The organism is Segetibacter aerophilus (assembly GCF_007991655.1).
Lineage (GTDB): Bacteria > Bacteroidota > Bacteroidia > Chitinophagales > Chitinophagaceae > Segetibacter > Segetibacter aerophilus.
The window spans coordinates 74,978-90,186 of sequence record NZ_BJYT01000014.1 but is presented as its reverse complement, the minus strand read 5'-3'; the positions used below and the strand labels follow the sequence as shown (position 1 = coordinate 90,186).

The 15,209-nt window shown below is 40.6% G+C and carries 11 protein-coding genes; 2 read left to right on the top strand and 9 right to left on the bottom strand.

What is annotated here, in order from left to right:
* Window positions 1-158 precede the first annotated feature (158 nt).
* The gene (recC, locus tag SAE01_RS17360; RefSeq protein ID WP_147205061.1) at window positions 159-3,359 is read right to left on the bottom strand and encodes an exodeoxyribonuclease V subunit gamma; all 3,201 of its coding nucleotides are present in this window, start codon (window positions 3,357-3,359) and stop codon (window positions 159-161) included.
* A 108-nt stretch (window positions 3,360-3,467) separates the two neighbouring features.
* The gene (recD, locus tag SAE01_RS17355; protein WP_147205060.1) at window positions 3,468-5,270 is read right to left on the bottom strand and encodes an exodeoxyribonuclease V subunit alpha; all 1,803 of its coding nucleotides are present in this window, start codon (window positions 5,268-5,270) and stop codon (window positions 3,468-3,470) included.
* A gap of 291 nt (window positions 5,271-5,561) precedes the next feature.
* Between recD and SAE01_RS17350 the strand changes: the two genes are divergently transcribed.
* Both SAE01_RS17350 and SAE01_RS17345 read left to right on the top strand, forming a co-directional pair.
* Window positions 5,562-6,548, top strand: coding sequence for a DUF2157 domain-containing protein (locus SAE01_RS17350; RefSeq protein ID WP_170234190.1), 987 nt, complete (start codon window positions 5,562-5,564; stop codon window positions 6,546-6,548).
* Window positions 6,529-7,686: a hypothetical protein gene (locus tag SAE01_RS17345; RefSeq protein WP_147205058.1), complete on the top strand. Its 1,158-nt coding sequence runs from the start codon at window positions 6,529-6,531 to the stop codon at window positions 7,684-7,686. Before SAE01_RS17350 ends, SAE01_RS17345 begins: the two co-directional genes overlap by 20 nt.
* An 84-nt stretch (window positions 7,687-7,770) precedes the next feature.
* Here SAE01_RS17345 and SAE01_RS17340 read toward each other — a convergent pair whose 3' ends face one another.
* The 7 genes from SAE01_RS17340 to SAE01_RS24830 all read right to left on the bottom strand — a co-directional run bounded on the left by SAE01_RS17340 (window position 7,771) and on the right by SAE01_RS24830 (window position 15,139).
* A complete protein-coding gene (locus SAE01_RS17340; protein WP_147205057.1) occupies window positions 7,771-8,193 on the bottom strand; it encodes an SET domain-containing protein in 423 nt (140 codons plus the stop codon).
* A gap of 143 nt (window positions 8,194-8,336) precedes the next feature.
* Window positions 8,337-9,005, bottom strand: a complete 669-nt coding sequence (locus tag SAE01_RS17335) for a gluconate 2-dehydrogenase subunit 3 family protein (protein ID WP_147205056.1) — start codon at window positions 9,003-9,005, stop codon at window positions 8,337-8,339.
* A 157-nt stretch (window positions 9,006-9,162) separates the two neighbouring features.
* On the bottom strand, window positions 9,163-10,902 hold the full coding sequence (locus SAE01_RS17330; RefSeq protein ID WP_147205055.1) for a GMC oxidoreductase: 1,740 nt from the start codon (window positions 10,900-10,902) through the stop codon (window positions 9,163-9,165).
* A gap of 271 nt (window positions 10,903-11,173) precedes the next feature.
* The gene (locus SAE01_RS17325) at window positions 11,174-11,737 is read right to left on the bottom strand and encodes a DinB family protein (RefSeq protein ID WP_147205054.1); all 564 of its coding nucleotides are present in this window, start codon (window positions 11,735-11,737) and stop codon (window positions 11,174-11,176) included.
* Window positions 11,738-11,921: 184 nt separating this feature from the next.
* Window positions 11,922-12,305 carry a hypothetical protein gene (locus SAE01_RS17320; protein WP_147205053.1) on the bottom strand — a complete coding sequence of 128 codons (384 nt, stop codon included), beginning with the start codon at window positions 12,303-12,305 and terminating at the stop codon, window positions 11,922-11,924.
* A 359-nt stretch (window positions 12,306-12,664) separates the two neighbouring features.
* Window positions 12,665-14,896: a S9 family peptidase gene (locus tag SAE01_RS17315; protein ID WP_218029180.1), complete on the bottom strand. Its 2,232-nt coding sequence runs from the start codon at window positions 14,894-14,896 to the stop codon at window positions 12,665-12,667.
* 36 nt (window positions 14,897-14,932) lie between these two features.
* A complete protein-coding gene (locus tag SAE01_RS24830; protein WP_218029179.1) occupies window positions 14,933-15,139 on the bottom strand; it encodes a hypothetical protein in 207 nt (68 codons plus the stop codon).
* Window positions 15,140-15,209 lie beyond the last annotated feature (70 nt).

Sequence of the window (15,209 nt, the reverse complement as noted above, 5' to 3'; positions counted from 1 at the left end):
AATGCCTTCACAGGCATTTGTTGACCGGGTGGATTAACAGCATGTTTACATGCTCCTAATTGTGGCTGCTGTAGTCTAAGGGCGTTGAATATTTATTCAAAAAGTACAAGAGTGCGACGCAACGAAGGCCAGGCGTGGTACGAATGCTGGCTAAAAAACTAACTCCTTCCATAATACAGATCAAATAGCTCCTTAGCCTCACCAAAGATTTCAGCACTATTTTCCTGGTATTGCTCGAACACTCCATCCTGGTCGAAGAAGCCAAACGAATGTTCCTTTTTCAAGTAAACATCGTAGCCTTCACTTTCGAGATACTTATTGACCAACACTTTAAACTTGTCTTCGGTTAAGCTCTCTATATCAGCAGGACTTTTGTTGAAATCAGGATAGAACATCAAAATCTCTTCATGCCCAAGCTTGTACACGTTCAGTAGCTTTTGCAAACTTTTCAAAGCCGTTTTCCTGCTTCTGCTACTTTCATCGATTTTGTACACTTTATTCCTAACTGCCGAAATATAAAATAAGTCAAGCGGATTGCCGGCAGCTATGGCGATAAGAAACCGTATGTAGGCTTCGAGCAAATACTTGCTTTCATACTTTGAGAGTGAAATAAATAAGAGCTTACCGTCATAAATGCGACCCAGCTTTCCTTTCAGCAAAGTATCGCCGAGCTCCAATTCAACATGCATGCTTTCCTCATGGGCATCTCCTATGCAATCACTCACCAACTCTTTCAACGGACTAACTGAAACGGCCGTACTTGCCAGTACCCAATCCGCCATATTTTTCAACGGCAGCGTGCCGGTAGCAACTCCCTTGTTTCTATATTCGGTGAGTTCGTCGGGGTTCGAGAACAACATATCTTGTTTCATTTGCCACGATTGCAAACCATCCAGTTCGAATATTTCGTTCTCGGGCAGCAGCACATTATCCTGTTCGTAGCGGATGCGCAATACATTGTTATAATAAGCTTTTAAAGGATTTTTGAAGAGGCCGATAAAGGCTTCGATAGACACCTCGTCAAAAGCGAGCGGAGCGGTTGCAGCTGCCTGAGACACTACGGTTGTGTGCTTTGTTGTATCCGCCTCGCCCAGGTAATTATACAGACGTTTATTCTGTATTTGATATTTGTGGCTAAAACCATGCAAAGGATGAGTAGTCACAAATGTCTCTCTTAGTTTAACCGCTTCATCTTTAAGACCAGATTGTATATAATCTATCAATTCATCAATCAGCACCGATGGCGGCATTACAGTATTGTCTTTTGAATTGCGCCCTATGTAGCTGATGTATAAATACTGCTGTGCGGAAAGTAGCGTCTCGAGAAACAAGTGCTTGTCATTCTCCTTTACATTCCTGTCGCCTTTTCTCTTTTCCAGCTCCATTAAGTTGAAACTAACCCTTGTCTCTTTACGAGGAAACTTATCGAAATTAAGCCCGAGCAATGCGACTACTTTAAAGGGAATACTTCGCATTGGGATCAAGGAACAAAAGGTAATGCCGCCCGATGCAAATGCGTTTGAGCGGGTTTCGGTAGTAAGTGAATTAAGAAAACTGTGCTTAAAAACATCGAAACTAATTTTGTCTTTCACCACATCATTCAACGCATATAACTTCTCAAGGTTTCGCAAAAGCAATTGATAATCTTCGTCGTTGTTGTCTTCCGTTTGATAAATCAATTTATCAATCACCTGCTCAATATATTCTCCCCATTCTGTAATGGTTCTAACATGCCTCCGATCTTCAATAGTTGATATAAGTACTTCAGCAAAATGACTAAAGCGGATAAGCTCAAATGAATCTTCGCCTTCTGCTATATCAAGCGGATAGGTAGTATATCCGTCAACGTCGTAGGCTTCCTCACCGCTCATGCATATGCCATACATAATTCTTCGGATACCATTTTTCCAGCTTACGTAGATTGTTTCATCTTCCTTTTTACCTTCAATTCCAAACCTGATGTTGGCTTTGTCAACAGCTTTTCTAATGAGATCCGTACCCGTGATTGAAAACCGGGTTCTGATATAATTGGAGTCCAATAGTTGCAATACTTCTTCTGCCTTAAAATTGTCTTCACTTAGCGCCAGGACAAGCTGAAGAGCGCTAAATAAATTATCACTTATAGTAAAACTTTCGTCAGCAATCGTAAAAGGAAATTTGTAAGGGGCAGAGTTGAAAACAGCTTTTATATAAGGCGCATAAGCATCAATATCGCTTACCATTACCACAATGTCTCTTGCAGATAATGCCTCAGATTTCTGGTCGACGAGATGCACTAAATAATTATACAATACCTCCACCTCCCTAGCGGTAGTATAACATGCGTTGACCGTTATCGAACCATCGATTAGATCATCTTCTGTTAATTCATTCCTGGCCTCAACGGCATGATTATGAAAAATATCATTTTGAATTTTCTTCAGCAAGGTTTGCGTAGAAGGTTCAGGCGACTCTATATCTACGTATTGATTCAAGAACTCCTCGCTTTCGAAGAACATGCTAAACGTGTCTTGCAATACTCTTCCCCATCCTATTAACAAAGGGTTTCCAGCGCTTTGCAAATCTGCCGGCCGCAGCTTCACTTTACTCTTTTGCCTCCACATTGCCAGTTGCTTTTCGCTTCTGTCTTCGAACCAATAGACGGCGGGAGCAGGGTTCAACAAATGAAAAGTAACGTCTATAATTTTTGCCAGCTCGTAAAATATGTGAACGTGATAAGTGGTTATAATCGACAAACCAAAAACATGAATATTTGGAATTTGCGCTCTTAATTTCTTTTGTTGTTCCGGTTGCTTCAGTGCTTCGATGATTGTCTTGCCTATTACTGTTTTATCGGGCATGCTTTCTCCAAGGATCTCTTTTGCCTTAACCCACAAAAACTTTTGCCATCCATTGCTACCGTTGAAGCCGGAAGTGTTTTCGTTCCAATCACGAATCATTTCAGGTCGATAGATCTGGTATTGGTCAAACAGATCAGCCACTTTTTTTGCAAGCGCTAAACGCTTTACGTCATCGTTTGTGTAGTAGTTAGCAATGTTCCTAAATTCATCCTGGAACTCCTTCGACGATAAAAGGGTAAAAAGCACCCACTGTAAAATATCGGGTGAAAGTGCCTGTTTATTTTGCGAGCCCAGTTTATAATAGATCTCGTTCACAAGGTCGTTGGGCTTCACAAACTTGCAGTTCGCAACAATCCCCACCGTAGCTGCCATCTTAATCTTTAACCAGTTATTCATCCCTTGCGTCTGCGTCACGATGTACTGCGGCTGAAATACGTGGTTCTGCTGCCGCAGCAATTCCTGGGAAAGTTGGCCTGCAAGATGCTCCAGTGAATTAGACCCGTTAATTTGTAAACTCATTATAGTTCAATTACTTCTTTTTGTCGCCAACCTGTTTATGGTAGCGAACATTTGTTATCTATTCCATCATCCAACTAATTTGAAGCATCCCATCAATTCCAGTTGCAGTTATTCATCAAACCTTTCCATGATCCCTGAAGCTCTTTCGACTACTCCTTCTGCGGTCTGTAAGATGACTGCTTCGCTTGCCTGTACAATTACCTTGGATTTTGGCCGCGTAACCGCGGTGTAGAGCAATTCTCTTGTCAATATTCTTACGTTAGTATTATCGGGTAAAACCACTAACACCTTATCATACTCAGAGCCCTGGCTTTTGTGTATCGTCATTGCAAACACCGTCTCAGACTCTGCGATGTATCCCGGTAATACTGATTTTAGTTCTTTATTACTATCCTCGAACCATGCTTTTAAAACCCCATTTTCATCAGCCCTTATAATTCCAATGTCACCATTGAACAAGTCAAGAGAATAATAATTTCTTGTAACTATAATAGGACGGTTTTCATAATACTCAGAACGTTTATCAAGCAGTTTCTTCTTTCTCAGATAATTCTCAATCGCTGTGTTCAAACTATACAAACCCTGCTCACCCTCTCTTACAGCACAAAGCACTCTTAGCTGACCTAATTTCTGTAGTGCTTTTTTAATGTCAGGCTCCCTGATATATTCTGCGTAACCTTCTACAAATTTTTCAAATAATTCAGGGGCATACTGTGTATCGATCGTTACCTGTTCATCCTGGTCGTTTTCTATGTACTCCTTCAATCCCTCTAGGTCATTCTTTATGATGGCCTTACTAAATTTTCCAATGCCTTTATCGCTTGTAAAACGGTGGCTTTTTTTAAGCTCAATAATATTTTCAGATAAAAGATGAGGAGCGCTTTTTAAAAAATAATCGGGCGGTAACTGTCTTTCGCTTTCAGCAATAAAAGAGTTAATCACCGCTGCTCTTTCAGGTGAAAGAAATTCTAACGCTGACTGGCTTCTACAAAGATCTCCAAATAAGCTACCTGCTTCAACGGAAGCCAACTGGTCCCTATCACCCAACAAAACCAGTTTTGTTTCAGGCCCTGTTGCGTCTAATAGCTTTGCAAACAAAGCGACATCAATCATCGACGATTCGTCTACGATTACCACGTCATAGTTTAAAGGGTTCTCTTTGTTGTGTTTAAAATATGGAGTGTCGGGCACGTACTTCAATAAGCGATGTATGGTTGCCGGAGTTACAGCCTGTAACTTTTCTTTTATATCCGAAGCTACGTTTAGAGACGAGCTTTTTAAAGACTCTGCCATTCGCATCGCTGCTTTACCGGTAGGGGCAACCAAGGCAACTTTAAGGTCAGGGTTCAAAGTATACAGTATCGCAAGAACCTTTGCTACCGTTGTCGTTTTGCCGGTACCAGGGCCGCCGGTAATTATGGTAAAATTGTTTAGAACCGCAGATATAGCAGCCACAAGCTGCCAGTCAATATTTTCACCAGATAAGGCGTTTTCGTTTGCAGCAGCACTATTAAAAAGCGATCTGATAAAAGCTGCGTGAGAACTTAGTTGTTGTGCCCTTTTCTCGAACAATCCTTTCTCACTTTCGACGAATGCTTTAATTCTTTTCAGAATCGCCGTTTCGTAGTTAAAGTATCTCTGTAGATAGAGCCTGCTGTTGTGTAGCACAAACGGTTGCTTAGGACCATTTGAAGTAGTTACCAGCGGCTCTTCCTGCAGCTTTGCAATATTTCTAAATACTGTTTTTGCATCAAAAAAGGCTGATTCCTCTAGTTCTAACGCAGCATCGTTTACCTGAATACAGATATGCCCTTCGCTTAATTTTTTAGAAACTAAAAACGCAAATGGTTTAAGTGTTTCGCTTTTAAAAAATTCTGCAAATTGCTGGTGAACGTTGTTAAGAGTCTGCATTAATATGGTTTATACGATTACTTGCAAGCGAACTTAAAAGAAGTATTTCTGCCGCTATACTAATGATCGGCCTGGTGAATACTATTGGTGGCGACAAAATTAAGGCTGCCAGTCTTCATTCTAATTTCGTTTTATTCTTTGCCCGTTTCTTTAACTCCGCTTTTCCTTTTGTTGATTTTAGGGAATTGGTTTAAAACCATTCAAAGCGTGGATTGCAGAATGACGAAAGCCAGCAATGCCAGTCTATTTGATTACGTGTTTTAAAATTCTATTTTTAGTCAAATATTAAATGTGGATATACCTCTATTTAGAAAGCTGTTAGAGAAAGGACTCATTTCAGAAGGGGAATTTGAATGTGTTGAGCAACATGAGCGTGCTCCTCTTTCCATTTACATTGAGCTTACTTCGATATTATCACTTGGTATCTTACTTTTTACTACTGCCATAGGCATCTTAGTTTATAAGAACATTGATTCTATAGGCCATGCGGCTTTAATTACTATGATTGCCGCAACCTGTATTTTTTGCTTTGCCTTTTGCATAAGAAAAGCGAAAGGCTATTCCAATAAAAAAGTTGACTCTCCAACGGCGCTGTTCGACTACTTTTTGATTTTTGGATGTCTATTGCTTGTAACACTTGTAGGATACCTTCAATTCGAGTACAAAGTATTTGGCGTGGACTGGGGGCTTGCCACTTTTGTTCCTATGGTCGTCTTGTTTACCGCAGCTTATTACTTTGATCATATTGATGTGTTAAGTATGGCAATAACAAATCTAGCTGCCTGGGCAGGTCTAACAGTAGCTCCCCTAAATATAATTCGTAGCAACGACTTCCAGGACGAACAGTTAATCTTTACTGCCATAATCTTGGGTGCAGGCTTACTTGCCTTGTCGTTTCTGTCTTCGCGCAAGCAAGTCAAGCAACATTTCGCGTTCACGTATAAAAACTTCGGAGCGCATCTTTTGTTTATTTCAATTCTTGCAGCGCTCTTTCATTTTGACCATACTTTCCTGGTCTGGTTCCTCGTATTAGCAGTCATTTTCTATCTTTTTTTTCGATATGCCATTAGAGTTCATTCTTTTTATTTCCTGGTCGTAACGTTGTTTTACGGTTATATTGGACTGAGTTATGTTATGTGTAATTTTTTATTTTTTAATAATGAAAGCACAGGTGGTATTTACGCTGCGACTATATATTTTTTGGTTTCAGGAATTAGCTTGATAAAAGCTTTAATCTATTACAATCAATTATTAAAGAATGATGCACATTTATATTGATACGGATTTATATAACAAGCATGTGCAGGACGAGGCATATCAAGCATATGGAAAGAAATACATCACCGAGGAGGCTTATAAAAACATCCGGGATAACTACACTTCTAATTTGTATACGCCCAACAATTTCATTAGGATAGCACTTGGCTTACTGACTATAGTCGCCATCATCTTTTCAGCTTTGCTTGTGATACTTGTGTTTCTTTCATCAACGCCCGGCATTGGCATGTATATAATCTTGGCGCTGATTAATTATGTTTCGTTAGAGCTTTTGGTCAGGAACAAGCAGTACTACAACGCGGGGGTAGATAACCTCTTGATGTTTTCTTCGGCCGCATTTCTGCTTTCAGGGATCGCTGTTTATAATGATTTTGCCAATGCGACTTTAGTAAGTGGTGTCGCTGTCATCGTATTTCTATACCTGAGTGTTCGATTTGTTGATGGCTTCATGGCAATACTAAGCTACCTCGGGCTGTTGGTATTCATATTCCTCTTATATACCCGGATCGGCGCTTTTGCAAAAGCAACCGCTCCTTTCTTAATAATGATCTTTTCTGCCGTGACCTATGGTTGCTTAACCGTGCTAAGGAAAAAGGATGCATACCAATTGTATCGTCGTTGTTTTAAAAGTGTTTTGCTCGTGACTATTCTTACCTTTTACAGCTCTGTAAATTACTTTGTTGTAAAAGAGTTAGGAGGTGAAATGTCTGGCGTTCACCTGGGTGAAATCGATCCAATTCCTTTTGGATGGTTATTTTGGGTTCTCACTTTTGTTGTTCCCGTTGCTTATGTTGCCCATGGAGTTAAGAAAAGAGACTTGATGTTTCTAAGAATAGGATTAGTGCTTGTTGGTATGTCAGTGTTTACCTTCAGGTACTATTACCATGTGCTGTCAGTTGAAATGGCAGTGCTGATTGGAGGCTTCATCATGATCGCAATTAGTTATGCAATTATAAAATACTTAAGGATACCGAGGTTTGGGTTAAGTTTTAATAGGAACGCTGACTTAAATGAGACAAGAATAAATATAGAAAGCCTCGTAATTACCCAAGTTACAGGTCAGAAGACTTCTGCTACAACTGGGGTAGAATTTGGCGGAGGTAGTTTCGGAAGCGGTGGAGCAGGAGGAGATTATTAAGGAGTCTTCAAACCAACATTTATTTTTCAAAGCCGTTTTCTTGTAGCAAGCGACTAATCCCAATGAATGGCTCTGGAGCTTGCCCTACTTGTTCTTTGCATCGAGCTTTTGGTTTGTTCGAATAACTTGCCAATACTCTTTTCCGTATCCCAAGAAGATTTCGTTTCCTGCCGGAATGTCTTTAATGGCATCTACAAACACTCGTAAGCCGTCGATTACAAATTGGGCATTGTTGGATAATCCTTTTATTTTTTGCAGCCCTTTTGCATCATTAATAAAACGGGCAAGAGACTTTTGATGGTTAGATGCATCAATAATACGGTCTTCGTTTACGTAAAAGATATAATAGTTATCGTCCTCATTCTCTACCTCCTTCCACGTTCTAATTCGGCCTTTATACTCCACAATCCTCGTTCCTTTTGGAATATGCTTATCGGTAAACAAGCCTTTACCTGCACCTGGGATCGATGATTCTCGTACTTCCAAATGTTTTTCTAATAATGCCATTTGCAATTAAATATCTTAAAAAGGTTTAAACTAAAATTATGCGCAACGCCCGTTTTGGCAAAATTAGAATCTACAGTATTAATAAAAATAAGTGAGGGCGGCTTCTGCCACCCTCACTTATTTTACACAATCAAATATTAATGCTAAGCTGAGAAACTGATACTCTCTTTTAATTCTCTCTCAGTATAAGCTAAGCCGTACTGCTTCAATACGTCATCAGGAACGCCGTTCCATTGATTAGGCCTGTTACCCACATATCCTATATCGTCTAAACCAATTTTGCTTGTAAAAAAGCCCGAAGCTGTCAGGCTTCTCATTCTGTTGAAGAAGGCTACGCCCTGCTGCATTTCAGGTGCTGCTTTCGCGGGGTAAGCTATTTCTGTAACCATTTGAATTTGCTGATCACTATTGCAATCTTTAAAAGGATTACCGTGAAGGTTTAGCATTTGTATATCAAGCCAGCGCAGACCGCCTCGCATAGGGATCTGGTGATCGGGAACGTCTTTTACCATGAACTCTATAAAATCGGGAACCTTCGCGTCGGAAGCACTTCCTGATTTCTCATCTTTTGGAATGATAATGTCAGCTAGAATTGTAATAGTCGCCATCTCATGCTCGGTGAAAAATTTCTCCGCATTTAGCTTAGCATTTCTGTCCAGTTCATTTTGGGGTCTGTCAGCTTCTCCTTTTTGGTCTCCCGATCCAGATCCGGATACGTCTGTATTCTGCTCTTTCGGTTTACATGCTTTTAATAAAACTTCTGTAGAAAGAGTTCCTATCGTGAGCGCCTTTAATGAGTCCCGCCTGTTCATAAAAATTGTTTTATTAAATTATAAATTCAACTTTAATTATTCTCGTTACTGTTGCTGTTTCAATCATCCTGTCACCTGCTGATGCCATAACGATGCAGTATAAGTGAGTGACACAACCGGAGCTGAAATAAAAGCAACAGCTGATTACAAAATCATTTTAAATATTCTGCTTTTTTCTTTGATCAAGTATATACTCGGCTGCTCTCATTGAAAACGCAAGAATTGTCCAGGTAGCGTTTTTGTCTGATTGTTGTACGTGAGATGATCCGTCTACAACAAAAAGGTTTTTACAGTCGTGCGCCTGGCACCACTTATTCAACACCGACTTTTTGGGATCATCACCCATACGAGCCGTACCTACCTCGTGTATAATTCTTCCTGGAGCTTCCAGTCCCCAGTTATTTGCAGCGTTTCTTTCTGACGACGTTACGATTGCGCCCATTTCATGCATGATAGATTGGAAAGTTTCCTGCATGTGTTTGGCCTGGTTGATCTCGTCGTTGTTCCAGTTGTAATGAAAACGCAATACGGGAATACCGAACCTGTCAACTACGTTTGGATCGATCTCGCAGTAGTTATCAATTCTAGCCATACCTGTACCACGACCAGCCATACCTACATTTGTTCCGTAGAAACGACGGTAGTCATTTTTTAGGGAAGCACCGAAACCGCCCGCTTCTTTCATCTTTCCATCGGGACCAGGTACCATTCCATTTAGCTTCGGAACATCTCCGCCGAAACCATAACCCGGCATACCCATTCCGCCACCAAATTCTATATGATAACCACGGGGAAAATCAAGTCCTTTGTTATCAGTAACCCAGGGGCCTAACAGGTGAATACTACCAACACCGTCTTCGTTATAGCGCTTACGATCCATTAGTTTTGGAAGAAAGCCAGACAGAGAAGCACCGGTGGAGTCTTGTAAATATTTACCTAAAACCCCGCTGCTATTAGCAAGACCGTTCGGATGGGTTTTAGATTTTGAGTTAAACATGATCCTTGTAGACTCGCAAGTACTTGCACCAAGGATAACCGTTTTTCCGCTCACCTGGTATTCCTGCATGTCGTCTTTACTCACATACGAAACGCCCGTTGCAAGACCTTTGTCATCAGTTAGTACTTCACGCACCATCGCGTTAGAAATAACTTCGAGATTGCCTGTTTTCATAGCAGGAATAACGAGACATGACGAAGCAGAAAAGTCGGCATAGACTTTACAACTACGGTTACACTGGCCGCAGAAGAAACATGCACCACGGTCTTTATTATTAGGCAACGCTTTAGTTAAAACAGAGCCTCTTCCGGGAATTACTTTTACACCCGCTTTTTCAGCGCCCTGCTTAATGAACATTTCATTCAAGCGAAGTTTTGGAGGTGGAAGAAATATGCCATCCGGATCGTTTTCCAAGTTTTCTTTGGTTCCGTACACACCTATCAGCATGTCTACCTTATCGTAATAGGGTTTTATTTCGTCGTAGGTTAATGGCCATCTTTCGCTGTAACCATCTGTTGGTTGAAAATCTTTTGGTCCAAACCGGAGTGAAATTCTTCCCCAGTGGTTCGTTCTGCCGCCAAGCATTCTAGAGCGGAACCAGTCGAACTGAGTGTTGTCTTTTTTAGTGTAAGGCTCACCCTCAAGTTCCCATCCACCGTAGGCGGCATCGAAGTCACCAAAGGCCCTGAGTTTAGAACCGGCACCTCTTCTTGGTGATTCGTAAGAAAATTTTAATTGTTGTGAATGTTTAACAGGATCGAAGAATGGACCCGCCTCTAACAACAGAACTTTTGCACCAGCATTTGCTAAAACATATGCCGACATGCCTCCGCCTGCACCGGAGCCAACAATTACTGCATCGTAAACTTTTGAAGATTTTTTAATTTGGATATCACCCATAAAATTTATTAGGTTTTTGCAATCAGAAGAAAAATTAAATATAGAATTATAAGTTGAAGAAAAATGATTTTTGGCAAAAAATTGACCGATAGAAAATAAAAATAACAACAGTTAATTAGAGAATTTGAAAGATAGAATTAAACATTAAAACAACCAGCTGAAGCAACCAATTTAGCTCACAAAAACCTGAGAAACTAGTGCTTCATAAATAAAAACGAGCAACAAACTTGACTAAGTATTGTTGCTCGAAATAGGGTAGTAGTTAGGTTTGTTAGAAAAGCTTTTCGTTAGGAGGACGAACTCCTGCGAGTCGCAGGTAAATGGTTGTTTGACCCCTATGGTGAGTCTGGTGTTCAAACGACTTTAATAGCCATGCAAGTCTTGTTTCGGTCAGCGGTCTTCCCATGTTTAAAGTGGCTGTTTGCATGAGAGAAGTTGCAGGCAATTTTTTGATCGCATTGATTGCAAAATCATAACTGCTGTTTACGTAGTACATGACAGAGTCAGCGCTTTGTGCACCCGCACTTTTTTCAAGATCAGGGCCAGCGTAAGAAGATTTTTCACCGGTTGCGGTCGATACTAAAAACATATTTGCTTGTGCAAGGTGCAATAACTGTTGGGCAAAAGTTCTAACGCTATCAGTTGCTTTAAAGGAGTATTTATTTGCCGGCATTGCGCGCATATATTCCTGCGTATATTCCTTTGCGCGTTGCCATTCTTTTGCCAGGGCATTTTTAATAGTATCGCCGGAAATAGATGCCTGGCCAAACGTGGCTGTAACAGAGAAGAGTGTAACAGTTATAAGAAGTAATGTGGTAATAAGGTTCTTTCTCATACTAAAGGTTTCTTGTCAAAATACAATATCTTTTAAAAACTCAAAAGTGTTGTAGAAAAATTAAAACCTGGAAACAGAGCGCTGAACGAACTTATACTTCTGAATATTTCACTTTTGAAAAAAAGCAGTGAAATTGGTTGAAACAAAAACGGCGAAGTTTGAGCTTCGCCGTTTTCTTAAAAAACTATTGTTGTGGACCACCGCCACCGTTTGCCCTGGCCGCTCTTTGTTTCTCATAGTATTCTGCTACTCTTTTAGCAAGCGCTTCATCTTTTAAAGCTGCTGACCATCTTCTTAAACGCATATCGTTCATCTCTTTCATCTTAGCCGCTCTTTGATCATCGCTTAAATCTCTAAGACCTCTCATTTGCTGTCTTGATTCCATGTTGATGCTTACTACAGAATCAGCTTGCGCGTCTGTAAGTTTCAGGTCAGAAGCCTTTAACTGTGTAAGTTGTCTTTCTTTCATTTGTGCAGGGTCCATGTTACCTCCACCGCCACCCTGTGCCATTAGAGCGCTACCTGAGACGCCTAGTAAAAAAGCAAGCAATACAATTACCTTTTTCATAATCTTTTTAATTTTTGTTTTTAAGAAAAATAGTCAAGCAATGTACGTGCTTATTTTATCAGTTCTTTGTTTTTTGATATATAAAAACGGTCAAAGAGGGAAGTTAAACGGTTAAGATGATTTACATGGTAGCCGGGTAAATTGGGCTTGAAGTAGAATAAATGACCGAAGTGATGTTTGCAGTATGCGTTAATAAAAGCTGAGTTATAGAAGGATGTACAAGTGTGCGACGCAACAAAAGCATCAGAAGAATTACAAATGCTGGCCAACGAAAAAGAGTAAACAGCTTTTATTGGTTTAAACAAAAAGAGCACGAAAAACATTCGTACTCTTTAAATAAAAACTATGAGGGTTAAGAATTACAGTTTATTACCTCCGCTTCCCAACTCTATTTCGCGGTTCATTTGTTCTATATCTACCGGCTGTGAGAAATCGCCTAATAACCACTTGCTATAATAGTCTGCCAACATATAGAAGAAATACTCGCTCATATCGCCGTATCCATGGCGCTGTCCGGGCAGCACTACAAGGTCGAAACGTTTGTTTGCTTTTATAAGGGCATTTACAACTCTTATGGTATTTGCGGGATGAACGTTGTTGTCAATATCGCCGGTTGTCAGGAGAAGGTGACCTTTTAGGTTTTTGGCCAGGTCGTTGTTCTTTTCGATGTTGTACGTAAAAGTGGTGTCGCCCTTTTCGCCAACACTCTCTTTTACCCCGTGGTGTTTTTCGCTCCACCAACGATTGTAGATACTGTTGTCGTGGTTACCGGAAGAGGAAACAGCGACTTTGAAAAAGTCGGGATAATTGAACATGGCAGCAGTTGACATGAAGCCACCACCGGAGTGACCGTGAATGCCGACGCGATTAATATCGATAAAAGAATAGCGATCGGCAAGCTGTTCGACAGCCGCCTTTTTATCGGCAAGTCCATAATTTCTGAGGTTTCCATAACCATAGTTATGATACCATTTACTGCGACTGGGATTGCCACCACGGTTGCCGACTGTAACTACGACAAAGCCTATTTGTGCCAGCCTGTCAATACGATCCATTCCCTTTCCGAATGCTTTGTTTACTGCTTCTGTTTGCGGACCGGGGTAAACGTACTCGATTACCGGGTATTTCTTTGTTGAGTCAAAGTCGAACGGTTTGTACATTACTCCATAGAGATCCGTTATACCATCGTCTGCCTTTACCTTAAACACTTGCGGAAATTTGTAACCGGCAGCCATCAATGATGACAGGTCGGTGGTTTCAAGGTCGAGTACTTTTTTGCCTTCGCTATTAAAAAGTACTGATTTCGGAGCAGTGTTGACTCTTGAGAAATTATCAACGAAAAACTGTTCATCATCGTCCATTGTTGCTGAGTGTTCGAACTCTCCTGCGTTTAGTAAGCGTGCGCCGGTACCATCGAAATTGATGCGATAGATGTGTGTGTAGTAGGGGTCTTCTTTGGGCTCGCGTCCATTTGCCGTAAAATATAAAACCCTCTTTTTTTCATCGATACCTACAATGTCTTCGCAGTGGTAAGCACCTGATGTAATCTGATTTTTCAGCTTGCCATTTCCATCATACAGATAAAAGTGTCCCCATCCATCTCTTTCACTCCATTCAATCAATTCACTGCCTCCATTGACTAAGCCAAGTTTCCTCATCTCAACATACGTGTTCATTCTCTCTTCTATCAAAGGACTTACTTTACCGGTGTTGATGTCAACGGCACAAACGTCTATTCTTTTAAGATCACGACTTGTACGGGCAAAATAAAATTTATTATTTGTGCCGAGCCAAATTGCGGGGCGATAATCGTCGTCCCTGGTTTTCTCTAAAACCGGCGCGCTCCATAAGCTGACAGCCTGGTCTTTAAACTGTTTTACATCCAGTTCTTTACTTGTTTTAGTAGCCATGTCAAACAACAACACATACTCGATTGGTGATTCTTTTTCGCCCGGCATGTGGTATTTGTACGTTTCCAATGTAGGGCGTGGAGAAGCAATGCTGTTAATCACCCACAGCTCTTTTACCGCCCGCATATCAGGCCGTGACATTACAAAATGTTTTGAGTCAGCAGACCATAAGATGCGGGCGGGCTTGCGTTTATTTTTATTCTTCTCTTTGTCTACATTGGTTTCATTGTCCGAAGAGCCATATTCGAAATATTCAATTCCGTTTGTAGTGAGTTTGTTCTCAACAATGGTGCTATCGTCTTCCTTTTGTAAAGCATTTTCGTAGTTGAATTTATCCATCCAAAACAGGTTGAAGTTTTTAGCGAAAACAATGGTTTGGCCGTCGGGCGCAACAGATGCCCAACGAGGATTTCGTTTTGGTTTTTTAAAATCCGACAGTTCAACCAGTTGTTCGGTATCGAGGTTATATTCAAAATAGAACACTTTTTTTTCTTTTGCGGGAGGCGTTCCTTTTTTTACGGTCGTATCTTTTCGCTCAACTTCCTGCGAGCTTTTTACTTCGAATTGAATCCAGTTTTCGTCTTTTACAAAACGCATACTGTCTATTAGTAAGTGTTGTGCATCAAAGGGATCTTTTACTATTTTGGTTAGTTCTGCAGCAAGTTTTGCATTGTCGAACATCAGTCTTTTTTGTGCCTTCACCGGATCAACTATAAATCAGTTTTTACCCTGAGGTGTCTCGTACACATACCAAAACCGATTTGATTTTTTTAGCCAGTGTGGATCGACAGATGTAGAAAAAACCATCTTGTCTAATTTTTTTGGAGAAAACCTGGAGGCAAGCTGGTAGTTAGCTGTTGTGCGTGTTTGTGAAAATGAAGGAGTAGTAGAAATAAGAAGTACAATGAGCCCAAATAATTTCATAAATAGCTTGATTAATTAAAAAGGAAAAGTAGGAACGAAAAGCGAAATAAAGCAAGTTCGTATTTGCCGA